General features: G+C 75.1%; 10 protein-coding genes and 1 pseudogene. 3 read left to right on the forward strand and 8 right to left on the reverse strand.

Annotated elements, in window-relative coordinates; genetic code table 11:
* Both ABD296_RS45960 and ABD296_RS45965 read left to right on the forward strand, forming a co-directional pair.
* Nucleotides 1-1,380: ABC transporter ATP-binding protein (locus ABD296_RS45960; protein ID WP_344283609.1), on the forward strand; the 1,380-nt coding region annotated here is incomplete at its 5' end.
* Nucleotides 1,381-2,288: 908 nt separating this feature from the next.
* Nucleotides 2,289-2,861, forward strand: a pseudogene (locus tag ABD296_RS45965) (ATP-binding cassette domain-containing protein); the annotation flags it as partial.
* Between the two features lie 252 nt (nt 2,862-3,113).
* Here the strand turns inward: ABD296_RS45965 and ABD296_RS45970 are convergent.
* The 3 genes from ABD296_RS45970 to ABD296_RS45980 form a co-directional block, all read right to left on the reverse strand.
* The gene (locus ABD296_RS45970; RefSeq protein ID WP_344283612.1) at nt 3,114-3,719 is read right to left on the reverse strand and encodes a response regulator transcription factor; all 606 of its coding nucleotides are present in this window, start codon (nt 3,717-3,719) and stop codon (nt 3,114-3,116) included.
* A 152-nt stretch (nt 3,720-3,871) separates the two neighbouring features.
* On the reverse strand, nt 3,872-4,825 hold the full coding sequence (locus ABD296_RS45975; protein ID WP_344283615.1) for an ornithine cyclodeaminase family protein: 954 nt from the start codon (nt 4,823-4,825) through the stop codon (nt 3,872-3,874).
* A 58-nt stretch (nt 4,826-4,883) separates the two neighbouring features.
* Nucleotides 4,884-5,876 carry an ABC transporter ATP-binding protein gene (locus ABD296_RS45980; protein WP_344283618.1) on the reverse strand — a complete coding sequence of 331 codons (993 nt, stop codon included), beginning with the start codon at nt 5,874-5,876 and terminating at the stop codon, nt 4,884-4,886.
* A 323-nt stretch (nt 5,877-6,199) separates the two neighbouring features.
* Between ABD296_RS45980 and ABD296_RS45985 the strand changes: the two genes are divergently transcribed.
* On the forward strand, nt 6,200-7,255 hold the full coding sequence (locus ABD296_RS45985) for a S1 family peptidase (RefSeq protein WP_344283621.1): 1,056 nt from the start codon (nt 6,200-6,202) through the stop codon (nt 7,253-7,255).
* Between the two features lie 74 nt (nt 7,256-7,329).
* On the opposite strand, the gene ABD296_RS45990 is transcribed toward ABD296_RS45985, so the two are convergent.
* The 5 genes from ABD296_RS45990 to ABD296_RS46010 form a co-directional block, all read right to left on the reverse strand.
* A complete protein-coding gene (locus ABD296_RS45990; RefSeq protein WP_344283624.1) occupies nt 7,330-8,070 on the reverse strand; it encodes a thioesterase II family protein in 741 nt (246 codons plus the stop codon).
* Complete coding sequence (locus tag ABD296_RS45995) at nt 8,067-8,717, reverse strand: GNAT family N-acetyltransferase (RefSeq protein WP_344283627.1); 651 nt, start codon at nt 8,715-8,717, stop codon at nt 8,067-8,069. The genes ABD296_RS45990 and ABD296_RS45995 overlap by 4 nt, the downstream gene beginning before the upstream one ends.
* Nucleotides 8,710-8,919, reverse strand: coding sequence for an MbtH family protein (locus tag ABD296_RS46000; RefSeq protein ID WP_344283630.1), 210 nt, complete (start codon nt 8,917-8,919; stop codon nt 8,710-8,712). The genes ABD296_RS45995 and ABD296_RS46000 overlap by 8 nt, the downstream gene beginning before the upstream one ends.
* A gap of 11 nt (nt 8,920-8,930) precedes the next feature.
* Nucleotides 8,931-12,842 carry an amino acid adenylation domain-containing protein gene (locus ABD296_RS46005; protein WP_344283633.1) on the reverse strand — a complete coding sequence of 1,304 codons (3,912 nt, stop codon included), beginning with the start codon at nt 12,840-12,842 and terminating at the stop codon, nt 8,931-8,933.
* On the reverse strand, nt 12,839-15,355 hold a 2,517-nt coding region (locus ABD296_RS46010), incomplete at its 5' end, for a condensation domain-containing protein (RefSeq protein WP_344283636.1). The genes ABD296_RS46010 and ABD296_RS46005, both read right to left, overlap by 4 nt.

Here is a 15,355-nt window from a genome sequence, read left to right on the forward strand (position 1 = left end):
GCCGGTCCCGCGTTGCGCATGCAACCCGGCGACGCGGCGGCGCGCGTGGTCGGCGGGCAGGCCGCCGCCGGGACGGCCGCCGCCGCGCTGATCGAGGCGGGCGCCGGGCTGCTGCCGTCCGCCGGGGCCCTGGCCGCGCTGCTGCTCATCGACTGGCGGGCCGCCGCCGCGATCGCGGTCGCACTGCCCGCGATCGCGCTGCTGCTGCGGATGTTCGTCCGCGACATCACCGCCTCGGCGCACCGCTACCTCGACGTCCAGGGGACGATCGCCGGACGTCTCGCCGAGGCGCTCACCGGCGCCCGCACGATCGCCGCCGCGGGAACCGCCGAACGCGAGGCCGAACGCGTCCTCGCACCGCTGCCGGCCCTGCGCGCGGAAGGCGAGACGACCTGGCGGGTGCAGGGCACGATCGCCGCGCGCGGCCTGCTCACGCTGCTGCTTTTGCAGGTCGCGGCCGTCGCGGTCGCCGGGACGGAACTGGCGGCGGGACGGATCACGCCCGGTGAACTCGTCGCGACCGTCCAGTACGCGGGCCTCGCCGCCGGGTTCGGGCCCGTGCTGACGCAGGTGCTGCGGCTGGGCCGCGCCCGCGCGGGCGCCCGCCGCGCCGCCGGGATCCTCGCCGTCCCCGCCCGCTTGCACGGGACCGCCACCGCGCCACCAGGGCCCGGGCTGCTGGAGTTCCGGCACGTCCACGCGGACGGCGTCCTGACGGGCGTGGACCTCACCGTTCCGGCCGGGCGCGCCGTCGCGGTCGTCGGCCGGTCCGGATCCGGCAAATCGCTGCTCGCGGCGCTCGCCGGACGGCTCGCCGACCCCGATGAGGGCGAGGTGCTGCTGGACGGCGTGCCCCTCCCCCGCCTCTCCCGGACGTCCCTGCGCCGCGAGATCGGGTACGCGTTCGCCCGGCCCGCGCTGTTCGGCGCGACCGTCGAGGACGCCCTGGCGTTCGGGCCCGCGCGTCCGCCCGCCTCGTGGCTGCGGGAGTCGGCGCGCGCCGCGCAGGCCGACGCGTTCATCCGCCGCCTCCCGCACGGCTACGCCACCGCGCTCGCGGACGCGCCGATGTCGGGCGGCGAGCTGCAGCGGATGGGCCTCGCCCGCGCCTTCGCGCACGCCGGGCGCGTCCTCGTCCTGGACGACGCCACCTCCAGCCTCGACACCGTCACCGAACTCCAGATCACCGACGCGCTGCTGGACCGGTTCGCCGGCCGCACCCGCCTGCTCATCGCGCACCGCGCCACCACCGCCGCCCGCGCCGACCTGGTCGTCTGGTTGGACGGCGGCCGTGTCCGCGCCACCGGCACGCACCGGACGCTGTGGCGCGACCCGGCGTACCGTGCCGTCTTCGCCGCTCCGGAAGCGGGCGACCCGTGACCGGCCCGCGCGCGAGCGAGCGCGGCAAGGCGGCGCGGACCGTCCGGCGGGCCGCAGCCGGGGTCGTCCGGGCGCATCCGCGGGCGGTCGCGGCCGGGCTCGGGTGGTCGGTGGTCGAGGCGGTGCCGACGGCGGTTCTGGGAGCGGCGGTCGGGCGGGCCACCGACGCCTTCCGGGGCGGCCGGGTCCGGGACGCGGCGGTGTGGCTGGCGGTCCTGGCGGCGGCCGCCCTGATCGGGTCGTTCGGGAGCCGGCGGCTGTACGGGGCGCTGGCGGCGCTCGTCGAGCCGTTCCGGGACGACCTCGTCCGGCGGGTCGTCCGGGGGGCGCTGCGGCGGTCGATGGGAGGGACGGCCGACACCGGCGCGGTGGCGCGGCTCACCCACCAGGTGGAGATCGTCCGGGACACGCTCGGGGGGCTGCTGATCACCGCCCGCGGATTCGCGTTCTCGGCCGCGGCGGCGCTGCTCGGGCTGCTGACGCTGATGCCGGAGGTCGCGGGGCTGGTGCTGCCGCCGCTGCTGCTGGGGCTCGCGCTGTTCTGGGCGGCGTTCGGGGCGGCGGCCGTCCGGCAGCGCGACCTGGTCGTCGGTGAGGAGGCGATCGCCGAGCGGACCGCGGCACTGGCCGGCGGGCTGCGGGACGTGTCGGCGTGCGGCGCGGAGGACCTGGTGCGGGACGCGCTGGCGGACGCGGTGGAACGGCAGGCCGCGGCCGGGAACGCGGTCGCGCGGTTCGCGGCGGTCCGGGCGCTGGCGCTCGCGGTGAGCGGCTGGGGGCCGGTGCTGGTCGTGCTGGCGGCGTCGCCGTGGCTGATGCGGCGCGGCGCCACGGCCGGCACCGTGATCGGGGCGCTCACCTACGTGATGCACGGGCTGCAGCCGGCGCTGCGGACGCTGGTGCAGGGCATGGGGAGCAGCGGGCTGCGGCTCGCCGTCACCCTCGGCCGCATCGAGGAGACCGGAGCGCTCGGCCCGGCCCCGCCCGCGCGAGCGGAACGGGCCGCCGCCGCGGGCGCGCCCGCCGTCGAGCTGCGAAAGGTCACGTTCGCCTACGGAAATGGCCGCGAAGTGATCAGCGAGCTCGATCTGACCATTCCGCACGGCGATCACCTGGCGGTGGTGGGGCCCAGCGGCATCGGCAAATCGACGCTCGCCGCTTTGATCGCCGGAACGCTCTCGCCGGCCGGCGGAGAAGTGCTCGTGGAAGGCGCGGCGGCGGGCGACCCACGGAAACGTGCGCTCATTCCGCAGGAGGCCTACCTTTTCTCCGGTACGGTCCGGGAGAACCTGACCTATTTCACACCGGAGGCGGACGTGCCGGAGGTCTGCCGGGCGGTGGACGCGGTCGGCGCGGGACGGCTCGTCCGTGACCTCGGCGGGCTCGGCGCGGTGCTGGACCCGGCGGCGCTGACCGAGGGTCAGGGCCAGCTGCTCGCCCTGTGCCGCGCCTACCTGTCGCCCGCGCCGGTGGTGATCCTGGACGAGGCGTCCAGCCGGCTGGACGCGGCGGCGGAGGCGCGGGCGGAGGCGGCGTTCGCCGCGCGCGGCGGCACGCTGATCGTCATCGCGCACCGGATCGCGTCGGCGGCGCGTGCGCGCAGGGTGCTGGTGCTGGACGGGACGCGCGCGCTGGTCGGGACGCACGCCGGGCTGCCGGAGGTGTCGCCGCTCTACCGGGACCTGGCCGGACGCTGGGAGGCCGGGGCGCCCCCGCCCGGGCCGCCGGCGGGGTCACAGCCATCCGGCGTCCTCGGCGATGCGGATGGCGTGGACCCGGTTCCGGGCGCCGATCTTGCGGTTGATGCGGGACAGGTGGTTGCGGACCGTGCCGATCGTCAGGACGAGGTCCTCGGCGATCTGGGCGGCGGTGGCGCCGCGTGAGGCGAGCGCCAGCACCTCGATCTCGCGTTCGGTGAGCGGGCCGCGCGCCGAGCCGAGCTCGGTGAAGGCCATCTCGGGGTCGATGACGCGGGCGCCGGAGGCGGCGCGGCGCAGGGCGTCGGCCAGCTCGCCGGGCGAGGTGTCCTTCAGCACCAGGCCGGCCGCGCCCGCGGCCACCGCGCGGCGCAGGTCACCGGTCCGGCAGCGGCCCGCCATGAGGACGGTGCGGCACTGCGGGACGGTCTCCTTGAGCGCGCACGCCGCGGAGAAGCCGTCCAGGCCGGGCAGCCCGACGTCGATCAGCGCGACGTCGGGGCGGCACCGGCGGGCCGCCCGCAGCGCCTGCTCGCCGCGGTCGACCGCGGCGACGACCTCCAGGTCCGGCAGGCTCTCGAACAAGGCGACGAGTCCGCCGCGGAGCAGCTGCGCCCCTTCGGCGAGCAGAACCCGAATCATTTTCGACTCCCGAGGCAGCCGGCATCGCCTTGACAGGACGCGGTCAGGGGCAGCGCATACCCAGTGAAGTTAACACTATTCTGCATAGCGTCGTAAAGATACGATGGATTCCCACAAACCACGACGTCGGGTATTCCGCGAAATGCGGAGTCTCACTCCAGGAAGTCCATTTCCCGGCCGGTTCCGGACGCGCGGGCGGCCCGGTAGGCTGCCCAGCCCAGCGCGAGGTCCTGCCAGGGCAGGCCGACCGGCGCGTACACAGTGACCTCGCCCTCCTTCACCCGGCCCGGCACCTCGCCGAGCAGCAGGTCGCGCAGCGTCCCGGCGGCGTGCTTGACGTCCAGGCCGGCGCCCGCGAGCACGCCCATCTCGACCGCGAGCGGCACGTCGTCGACCACCACGCGGGCGCCCTCCAGCAGGTCGGCGCCCAGCTCGGACTTGCCGGGCTCGTCGGCGCCGAGCGAGGTGACGTGGGTGCCCGGCGCGATGTCGGCGGCGTGCAGCAGCGGGCGGCGCGCCCAGGTCGCGACGACGACGATCCCGGCGCCGCGGACGGCGTCGCGCGGATCGGCCGCGACCGACGCCCGCACGCCGAGCCGCTCGCCGTGCCGTCCGGCGAACGCGGCGGCGCGTTCCGCGTCCAGGTCGCACACCGTCAGCCCGCGCAGCGGGCGCAGCTCCGCCAGGCCCCGCATCACCAGCTCGGCCTGCACTCCGGCGCCGATGACCGCGACCGTGTCGGCGGCGGAGCGGGCGAGCGCGTGCGTGCCGAGCGCGGCGGCGAGGCCGGTGCGCCACGCGGTGACGGTGGCCGAGTCCAGCAGCGCGAGCAGCTCGCCGGTGGCGATGTCGTGCAGGCACACCACCCCGCGCAGCGCGGGCCGCGACCCCGGGAACTTGGCGTTCACCTTCACCGTGTAGGCGGGCACGTCCTCCACCACCCCCGGCAGCAGCGCCGTGGCGGTGCCCTGGCCGGGCACCTTGGCCACCACGCGGCGCGCGACGGCCTCCGTCTCGGCGGCGGTGAAGCCACGGCGCAGCGCGCCGAGGCACTCGGCGGGCACGAGCAGCGATTCCAAGTCCGAACGGGACAGAAGCAATGTCACCGGACCATTCTCCCGGCCACACCGTCCGCTGTCACCCGCGGCTCTCGCGTCCCCCGCGTCACTCCGGGCGGCGGCGGGCCGCCGTCAGCTCCTCCCACTCCGCCCTCCAGTCGTTGCCCTGGCCGTCGATGAACGACCCGGGCGGCGGCGTCACGCCGTGCTCGCGGAGCCAGGCGCCCGGGCGGCGCATCGAGGGCCGCACGCTGCCGTCGCTCGGCATGAGCTGCGGCGGGATCGGCCCGGGCATCGCCAGCGGCGCCTGCGCCTCGTTCGCCACGTCCGCCAGGTCCTTCTCCTCCGCCATCCCGATCGGGCCCTCGCGGCGGGCGTTGAAGAACTGGTTGACCGCCGGGTGCGTGCTCGACAGCACCATCTCGCGCGGGCCGAACATCACCAGCCCGCGGCGGAACAGCAGGCCGAGGTTGTCGGGCAGCACGCGTGCGGTGCCGATGTCGTGCGTGACGATCAGGAACGTCGCGCCCATCTCGGCGTTGAGGTCGACGAACAGCTGGTTGAGGTAGGCGGTGCGGACGGGGTCGAGGCCGGAGTCCGGCTCGTCGGCCAGGATGATGTCGGGGTCCAGGACGAGCGCGCGGGCGAGCCCGGCGCGCTTCTTCATGCCGCCGGAGATCTCGCCGGGCAGCTTGTGCTCGGAGCCGGCGAGGCCCACCATGTCCATCTTCTCCAGCACGATCCGGCGGATCTCCGACTCGCCCTTCCTGGTGTGCTCGCGCAGCGGGAAGGCGATGTTGTCGAAGACGTTCATGGAGCCGAACAGGGCACCGTCCTGGAACAGCACGCCGAAGTGGCGGCGCATCTCGTACAGCCGGTTCTCCGCCAGCCGCGGGACGTCGCCGCCGCCGACGTAGACGTGGCCGCGGTCGGGGCGCAGCAGCCCGACGAGGTTCTTCAGGAACACCGACTTGCCTGTGCCGGACGGCCCGAGCAGCGCGGAGATCTCGCCCGCCGGGACGGTGAACGACACGTCCTCCCAGATGACCTGCCGCCCGAACGACTTGCGCAGCCCTTCCACCCGGATCTCGACGCCCATGGGCACTCCCGTGCCGGGGAACCGGGGACGGGGGGATCCGCGTCGTACGTCCGGTCCCCCGTCGCCTCGACTGTACGACGCGGACCGCGCGGCCGGGAGGCCCATTGGACGCCGCGTCCAGTCGCGGCCGGTGCGCCCCGGCCCGTTTCGCATGCCCGCCGGCGCCTCCCCGCCCCGCGACCGGGCGCCCGTACCCATTGTGACAATCCGTTCACCGGCGCTTAGGCACTTTCTTCCCTTTCGTCCCCGATGGGGCTTCTTCCACCATGTGCGGTGACCTCCGGCGCACCACTCGGGTGCGCCCGCTCCCCCCTGGAGGCACAGTGAAGCTCCGTCACGCACGCATCGGCGGCGCCGCCGCCCTGACGGCGACCGGGCTGCTGGCGTCCGCCCTCGCCGGCGGACCCGCGGCGCACGCGTCGACCACCGGCACCGCGGCCGCGGCCCGGCAGGACGCGGTCGCCTCGGCGCTCGCGCAGCGGCTCGGCTCCCGCACCGCCGGCTCCTACCTGAAGGGAGGCACGCTGATCGTCACGGTGGCCGACGCCGCGTCCGCGCGGGCCGTCCGCGCCGCCGGCGCCGTGCCGAAGACCGTCGCCCGCGACGGCGGCGACCTGAAGAAGGTCATGGCCGCGCTCAAGCGCGACGCGACCGTCCCCGGGACCGCCTGGGCCGCCGACCCCGCCACCGACCAGGTCGTCCTCACCATGGACAGCACGGTCAAGGGCACCGCGCTCAAGAAGGTGAAGACGGCCGCCGCCAAGCAGGGCGCGGCCGTCCGCACCGAGCGCGTCGCCGGGACGTTCCGCACGTTCACCCGCGGCGGCGAGGCCATCTACACCGGCGGCGCCCGCTGCTCGCTCGGCTTCAACGTCCGGCGCGGGAGCACCTACTACTTCCTCACCGCCGGGCACTGCACGAACATCGGCTCCAGCTGGACGGACTCGTCCGGACGCACGCTCGGCCGCACGGTCGGCAGCAGCTTCCCGGGCAACGACTACGGCCTCGTCCAGTACTCCTCCACGCCCGCCGACACGCAGGGGTCCGTCAGCCTCTACAGCAGCGGCACCCGCGACATCACCGGCGCCGCGAACGCCACGGTCGGGCAGACCGTGTACCGCAGCGGCAGCACCACCGGCGTCCACAGCGGGCGCGTCACCGCCCTCAACCAGACGGTGAACTACCAGGAGGGCAGCGTCAGCGGCCTGATCCGCACCACGGTGTGCGCCGAGCCGGGCGACAGCGGCGGCTCGCTGTTCGCCGGGTCCAGCGCGCTCGGGCTGACCTCCGGCGGCAGCGGGAACTGCAGCTCCGGAGGGACCACGTTCTTCCAGCCCGTCACCGAGGCGCTGAGCGCCTTCGGCGTGTCCGTCTACTAGCAGCCCAGCCGAACCCCGTTCACTTGCGGCGAGTCGTCGTTATGAGGCGCCTCATAACGACGACTCGCCGCAACTCAACGAGGAGGGGCGGGGACTTCGAGGGTGCGGTGGATCTCGGCGATGACCTGCGGTTGCCGGTCGGTCAGGTAGAAGTGGCCGCCGGGCAGGACCGTCAGCGCGAAACGGCCGCCGGTGACCTGCGCCCAGCCCTTGGCCTGCGCCTCGGTGACGTGCGGGTCGGCGTCCCCGATGATCGCGGTGACCGGGACGGTCAGCCGCGTCCCGTCCCGGTGCGCGTAGGACTCGATCAGCGCGAAGTCGTTGCGGACGTACGGCAGGACGAGCTCGCGCAGCTCCGGGTCCTGCATCGCCTCGCCGTCGGTGCCGCCGAGCTCCAGCATCGCCTCGACCACGCCGTCGTCGTCCCTTTCCGCCACCCGCTCGTCGGGGCGGTCGTGCGGGGGACGGGCGCCGGAGGCGAAGACGTGCACCGGCGGGGTGCCGCGCTCCTGCAGCAGCCGCGCCACCTCGTAGGCCAGCACGGCGCCCATGCTGTGCCCGAACAGCGCCGCCGGGCGGTCCATCAGCGGCGCCATCGCGCCGGCGACGAGCCGGGCGAGCTGGTGCGGGTCGGTGACCAGCGCGTCCGCCAACCGGTCGGCGCGGCCCGGGTACTGGACGGCCTGCACCTCGACCGCCGGGCTGACCGCCTTGGCCCAGGGCCGGTAGAACACCGCGGAACCGCCCGCGTGCGGCAGGCAGAACAGCCGCATCGACGCCCACGGCCGGGTCTCCGGGCAGCGGAACCAGCTCACGTGATCAGCTCCTCCTCCTCGTGCCGGCGGGACGCGGCGCGGGGGTCGTGCGGCAGCGGCCACGGCGCGACCCGCGGGTCCGGGACCAGCTTGGGCGCGGTCGTCTCCGCCGCCACCTTGAAGCCGCGGCGCCGGTAGTTGGCCATCGCGTTCGGATGATCGAGCGTACTGGTGCGCAGCCAGACCCGCGAGGCGGGGCCGCTGCCGCGCGCCCACAGCCCGCCGCGCTGCCACGCCCGCCGGGTGCACTGCTCGACCAGGTGGCCGCCGTAGCCGCGGCCGACGAACGCGGGGGTCAGCCCGACGAGGTGGATCTCGGTGTCGCCGCCCGGCTGGGCCTCCAGCTCGAAGAACCCGGCGATCGTTCCCTCCGCCATCACCAGCCAGGTGGACAGCTCGGGGCGCTCCACCCAGGCGCGCCAGTCGGCGTGGGTCCAGGGGAAGCGGTCCGTCCAGCAGACGCGGGCGCCGACCATCGCGTACAGGGCCCGGTTGACGTCCGCGGACGGCACCCCCGCCAGGGTGAAGGCCATCTCGACGCCGGGCAGCGGCGCGGGCCGCAGGTCGGCGGCGTCGAGCATCTCCATCGCCCACTCGGTGACCGCGGGGATCTCCAGGTGGGCGCCCCCCGCCGCCAGGTCACTCACCCATGGCCTCGATGAGGCTCTTCGGCCGCATGTCGGTCCAGTTCCGCTCGATGTGGTCCAGGCAGGCCTGCCGGGTGTCCTCGGCCTTGGCGACCGTCCACCCGGCGGGGACCTCGGCGAACGACGGCCACAGGGAGTGCTGGCCCTCGTCGTTGACGAGGACCACGTACGTGCCGTCGGCGTCCTCGAAGGGGTTCGTCATCGGTATCCCTTTCACTGCTTCCCGAGCGTCGGGTCGTTGACATGCAGTTTGTCGAGCCGGGCGGCGAGGACCGCGCCCATCTCGGCGGCCGGTGCCGGCTCCAGCAGGAAGTGGTGCTCGACGTCCAGGGGGTAGTCCTCGATCTGCCCCTCGACGAGCGGCCCCCAGTTGGACGGCCCGGTCGGCGAGTCCGCGGTGCGGCCCTGGAGGGCGGTGAAGAAGACGACGTCGCCGCGGAACCGGCCGGGCCGGTACCGCTCGGCCTGGTGGAGCCCGTTCTCGTAGTTGCGGTAGACGTTGACGAGGTCCTCCTCGCGGAGGGTGGCGAGGGCGTCGTCGCGTTCGGCGAGCACCGCCATGATCTGGGCCATGTCGGGGTTGCCGTCGTCGGCGACCATCCTCGCGTCGATCCCGATGGACTCCAGCAGCTCGGGCAGGATCTCCCGCTTCTCCGACTCCAGGTCCTGGGTGTGGTAGGCGTCGATGAGCGCGAGCAGCCCGACGCGCTCCCCTGCCGCCTGGAGCCGGACGGCCATCTCGTAGGCGATGAGGCCGCCGAGCGACCAGCCCGCCAGGTGGTACGGCCCGGACGGCTGCACGGTGCGGATCTGCTCCAGGTAGTCCTGCGCCATCTCCTCGACGGAGCCGGGCAGGTCCTCCCGGGTGAACGCGCTCCCCTGCAGCCCGTAGATCGGCTGGTCGGGGCCGAGGTGGCGCTGGAACTGCAGGTAGCTCCAGGCCAGCCCGCCGGCGGGGTGGACGAAGAAGACCGGCGGCCGGGTCCCGGTGGTGCGGATCGGCAGCAGCATCTCGAAGCCGAGCCGGTCCTCGGGCTCGCCGGCGTGGACGAGCGCCTCGACGGTCTGGTGGGTGAACACGTCGCGGGGGGTCAGCTCGATCCCGGCCTGCCGGGCGCGGGTGACGAGCTTCAGCGCGGCGATGCTGTCGCCGCCGAGGTCGAAGAAGCTGGCGTCGGCGCCGACCCGGTCGAGGCCGAGGACGTCCGCGACGATCCCGCAGAGCGCCTCCTCCTCGGGCGTGGCGGGGTCGCGTCCGGCGGCGGCCCCGGCGTAGTCGGGGGCGGGCAGGGCGCGCCGGTCGAGCTTGCCGTTCGGGCCGACCGGGAAGGTGTCGAGCCGGACGAACGCGGCGGGCACCATGTACTCCGGCAGCCGCTCCGCGACGAACTCCTTCAGCCCCTCCGTCTCCGGGGCGATGACGTAGGCGACGATGGTCTTGACGCCGGGGGCGTCCTCGCGGGCGACGATGGCGGCGTTCGCGACGTCCGGGTGCGCGGTGAGGGCGGCCTCGATCTCGCCCAGCTCGATCCGGAACCCGCGGACCTTCACCTGGAAGTCGGCCCGGTCGACGTACTCGAGGGTGCCGTCGGGGCGGTGCCGGACGAGGTCGCCCGTCCGGTACATGCGGGACCCGGGCGGCCCGAACGGGTCGGGCACGAACCGCTCCCCGGTGAGGGACGCGCGCCGCAGGTAGCCGCGGCCGAGCCCGGCGCCCGCGATGTAGGCCTCGCCGACCACGCCGGGCGGGACGGGCCGCAGCCCCCGGTCGAGGACGTACACGCGCCGGTCGTCCATGGGCCGGCCGAGGAGCGCGGTCCGCTCCGACGGCTCGGCGAGCCGCGCCCGCTGCCGGTCGACGGTGGTGTAGGTGGTCGCCTCGGTGGGGCCGTAGACGTTGCCGACCTCGGTGTCCGGGCAGGCGGCGAGGACCTTGCGGATCGCGGCCGTCGAGCCCGCCTCGCCGCCGGTGAGGACCTCGCGCAGCCCCGCGAACGCCCGCGGCCGCTCGTCGGCGACCAGGTTGAACAGCGTGGTGGTGAGGAACAGGCCGGTGACGCCGTGCGCGCGGACCAGCTCCTCGATCGCCTCGCCGGTCAGGTGGCCGGGCGGCGCGACGGCGGTGGCGCCGCCGTGCAGCAGCGGCGTCCAGATCTCGTAGATGTGCGCGTCGAAGGCGTGCGGCGAGTGGAACAGCACCCGGTCGTGGCCGCCGCCGCGCAGCTCGCCGTCGGTGGCGAGGCTGACCGCGTCGCGGTGGCGGAGCATGACGCCCTTCGGCACACCGGTCGAGCCGGAGGTGAACAGCACGCAGGCGAGCTGCTCGGGATGGCACGCGACGTCCGGGGCGGTGGCGGGCTGCGCGGCGGTCTCCGGGTCGTCGTCCACGACCAGCACGTGCGCGGAGGTGTCGAGGGCGGCGACGCGGTCCCGCATCGGGGTGTTGACGAGCAGGACGGGCGCGTCGACCTCGGCGACCGCCCACGCCGTCCGCTCGGGCGGGTAGCCGTGGTGGATCGGCGCGTAGGCGCCGCCCGCCTTCAGGACGGCCAGGGACGCCACGACGGTGTCGGCCGACCGCTCCAGCAGGGCGGCGACGGGCGTCTCGCGGCGGACGCCGAGCCCGACGAGGCGGTGCGCCAGCCGGTTCGCGCGCTCGTCCAGCTCCGCGTAGGTGAGCGCCTCCTCCCCCGCGACGACGGCGACGGCGTCCGGGGTCGCGGCGAGCTGCTCGGCGAAGCGGCCGGTCAGCGTGCCGGGGCGGCGCTGGGTCCCGGGGCCCTGCCAGGCGCGCTGGACGAGGTCGCGCTCGTCGTCCTCCAGCACGTCGATGCGGCCGAGCGGCAGGTCGGGGCGGTGGGCGACGGACTCCAGGATCCGGACGAACCGGCGCATCAGCCGCTGCGCCCCGTCCTCGCCGAACAGGTCGGCGCGGAAGTCCAGCCGCAGCGACAGCCCCCGGCCGGGCACGGCGGCGAGGGTCAGCGGGTAGTGCGAGGCGTCGTAGCCGTCGACGTCGTGGAGGGTGAGGCCGCCGAGGTCGGTGCCGGCGGCGTCCGGGTCGAACGGGTAGTTCTCCAGGACGGTCATCGTGTCGAACAGCGACCCGGTGCCGGCGAGCCGCTGGATGTCCGACAGCCCGAGATGGTGGTGCGCCATCAGCGCGGCCTGCTCGTCCTGCAGGCGGGTGAGCGCTCCGGCGACGGTGTCGCCGGGGCGGACCCGCACGCGGATCGGCAGCGTGTTGATGAACAGGCCGATCATCTGCTCGACGCCCGGCAGCTCGGGCGGCCGCCCGGACACGGCGGCGCCGAACACCACGTCGTCCGAGCCGGTGAGGCGGCCGAGCAGCGCGCCCCAGCCGAGCTGGAGCACCGTGTTGAGGGTGACGCCCTGGGCGCGGGCGCGCGCGGACAGCGCCGAGGTGAGGTCCTCGGTGAGCCGGATCCGGACGCGGCCGGGAGCGGCGGGGCCGGGCTCCCCGGCGCCCGGCGCGACGAGGGTCGGGCCCTCGATGCCGTCGAGCGCGCGGCGCCAGGCGTCCTCGGCGGCGGGCCGGTCCTGCGCGGCGATCCACGCGAGGTGGTTCTTGTACGGGGTGACGCGCGGCATGCCGGTGTCGTCGCCCTGGGCGAGGTACAGCGCGAACAGCTCGGTCTGCAGGACGGGCGTGGACCAGCCGTCCAGCAGGATGTGGTGGTTGGTGAACACCATCCGGTGCAGGCCGTCCGCCAGCCTGATCAGCAGGAAGCGCAGCAGCGGCGGCCGGGCCATGTCGAACGGGCGGGTCCGCTCGGCCTCGGCCAGCTCCCGTGCCCGCGCGTCCCGCTCGGCCTCGGGCAGCCCGGACAGGTCGGCGTCCTCCCAGGGCAGCCGGACCGTCCGGTGTACGACCTGGACGGGCGAGCCCTCCTTGCGCTGCCGGAACCCGGCGCGCAGGTTGGCGTGCCGGCGCAGCAGGGTCGCGGCGGCGGCGCGCAGCGCGTCGGCGTCGAGCGGGCCGCGCAGGTCGAACACGATCTGCGCGGTGTAGACGTCGTGCCCGGAGTCGTACAGGGCGTGGAAGAACAGGCCCTGCTGCAACGGGGACAGCGGGAGGATGTCCTCAAGCTGCGACTTGGTCAATCCAGCTCCCCTTCACCGTCGAGTTCGGCGGCGAGTTCGTCGATCTCGTCCTGGCTGACGTCGACCAGGGACAGGTCGGACGGGGTGAACCCGCCGACGGGCCCGTCGGCGGGCGCGTCCACGACGTGCGCGACGAGGCCGCGCAGCGCCGCGAACCAGCGTCCGGCGAGGTCGCGGACGGCGTCCTCGTCGAACAGGCCGCCCGCGTAGGTCCAGGTGGCGCTCAGCTCGGGGCCGCCGGGCAGGTCGCGGGTGTGCGCGTTGACCTCGACGGCGTGGACGAGTCCGAGCGCGTCGTCCTGCCCGCCGCCGAGCGCCTCGGCGTCGGCCTGGCCGGCGGGCCCCCAGTCGGTGGCCTCCGGCACGGCGGACCGGCCGAGGTAGTTGAACGCGATCTGCGGGTGCGGGCGCCCGCCGAGCCGCCGCCCGGCGGACGGGTTGAGGTGGCGCAGCAGCCCGTACCCGATGCCGTTGTCGGGGATCTCCCGCAGCTGCTCCTTGACCCGCTTCAGCGCGGTGCCGACGGCCTGCCCGCCCTCGCGGACGTCGCCGGGCTCCACCCAGCCGGCGTCCAGCCGGACCGGGTAGATCGCGGTGAACCAGCCGGCCGTGCGGGACAGGTCGACGCCCGGCACGATCTCCTCGCGGCCGTGGCCCTCCAGGTCGATGAGCACGGCGGTGTCGTCGGACACGCCCCGGTCGCGGCGCCATTCGGCGACGGCGAGGGCGAGGCCGGTGAGCAGGACGTCGTTGGCGCGGCCGTGGAAGGCGGCCGGGACGTCGGTGAGCAGCGGCCCGGTGACGTCGGCGGGCAGGTCGAGGGTGAGGTGCCGGGCCGTCCCGAACGTGTCGGACCGCGCGTCGAGGGCGCGGGCGCCGAGGACGGGGTCGGGGGTGGCGAGGACGTCCTCCCACAGCGGCAGCTCGGCGGTGCGGGACGGGTCGGACGCCTCGGCGACCAGGCGCTGCGCCCAGCGGCGGAACGAGGTCGGGACCGGGTCGAGCGTGCCGCCCGCCCAGGCGGTGACGAGGTCGGGCAGCAGGATCCGCCAGGACACGCCGTCCACGACCAGGTGGTGCAGGGTCAGCAGGAGGCGGCCGGAGCGTTCGGGGCCCGCGTCGAACCAGACGAGCTGCGCCACCGTCCCGGCTTCGGGGTCGAGGCGGTCGCGGGCGGCGCGGGCGTGCTCGGCGAGGACGGCGCGCAGCGGGTCGCCGTCCAGGCCGGTGACGTCCACGCGGTGGACCAGCGGCGCCGCGTCGACCGCGCCCGGCTCGGCGACCTCGAACTCGCCGTCCCGCACGCGGAGGCGCAGGACGTCGTGGTGGTCCAGGACGGTCTGGAGCGCCGCCGCCAGCTTGCCGACGCCGAGGTCGGGCGGGACCTGGAGCAGCATCCGCTGGCTGTAGCCGGCGACGGGGCCGTCCAGCTCCTGGAACCAGCGCATGATCGGGGTGGCGGGAACCTGGCCGATGCCCGCGCCGGGCGCCTCGGCCTCGACCCGCTCGTCCTCGCCGACCGGCCGCGCGACCGCGGCCAGCTCCTCGACGGTCTGGTGCTGGAAGACGTCGCGGGGCGTGATGACCAGCCCGGACTGCCGGGCCCGGGAGACGAGCTGGATCGCGATGATGGAGTCGCCGCCGAGGTCGAAGAACCCGTCGTCGATCCCGGCCCGCTCCAGGTTGAGGACCTCGGCGAACAGCCCGGCGAGGGTCTCCTCCTCCGGGGTGCGCGGCGCGCGCGACGACGCCTTCGCCGAGAAGTCGGGCGCGGGCAGTGCCTTGCGGTCGAGCTTGCCGTTGGAGGTCAGCGGGATCGCGGCCAGCTCCACCACGGCGGCCGGGACCATGTAGTCGGGCAGGTGCCGGCCGGCGAACGCGCGCAGCTCGGCCTGGTCGACCTCGCCGGCGGCGACGACGTAGGCGATCAGGCGGTCGTCGCGGACGACCACGGCCGCGTCCGCCACCGCGTCGTGCCTGGTCAGCGCCGACTGGACCTCGCCCAGCTCGATGCGGAAGCCGCGCAGCTGCACCTGCTGGTCGGCGCGGCCCAGGTATTCGAGCGAGCCGTCGCCGCGCCAGCGGCCGAGGTCGCCGGTGCGGTACATGCGGGTGCCGGGCTTGCCGTGCGGATCGGCGACGAACCGCTCGGCGGTCAGCCCGGACCGGTTGAGGTAGCCGCGCGCCAGCCCCGGCCCCGCCACGTACAGCTCCCCGACGACGCCCGGCGGGACGGGCTGGAGACGGTCGTCCAGCACGTAGACGCGCAGGTCGGGGATGCCGACACCGATGATGCTGCCGGGCGCCGTGGCCGCGTAGACCCGGTCGAGCGCGATGTAGGAGACGTGGACGGTCGTCTCGGTGATCCCGTACATGTTGACGAGCGTGGGCGTGTCCTCGGGATGCCGCGCGTACCAGTCTTCGAGCCGTCCGAGGTCGAGGGCCTCGCCGCCGAAGACGATGTACCGCAGCGCCAGCTCGGTGCCCGGGTTCGCCTTGTCGGCCGCCATCAG

It is taken from the genome of Actinomadura napierensis (assembly GCF_039529375.1).
Lineage (GTDB): Bacteria > Actinomycetota > Actinomycetes > Streptosporangiales > Streptosporangiaceae > Spirillospora > Spirillospora napierensis.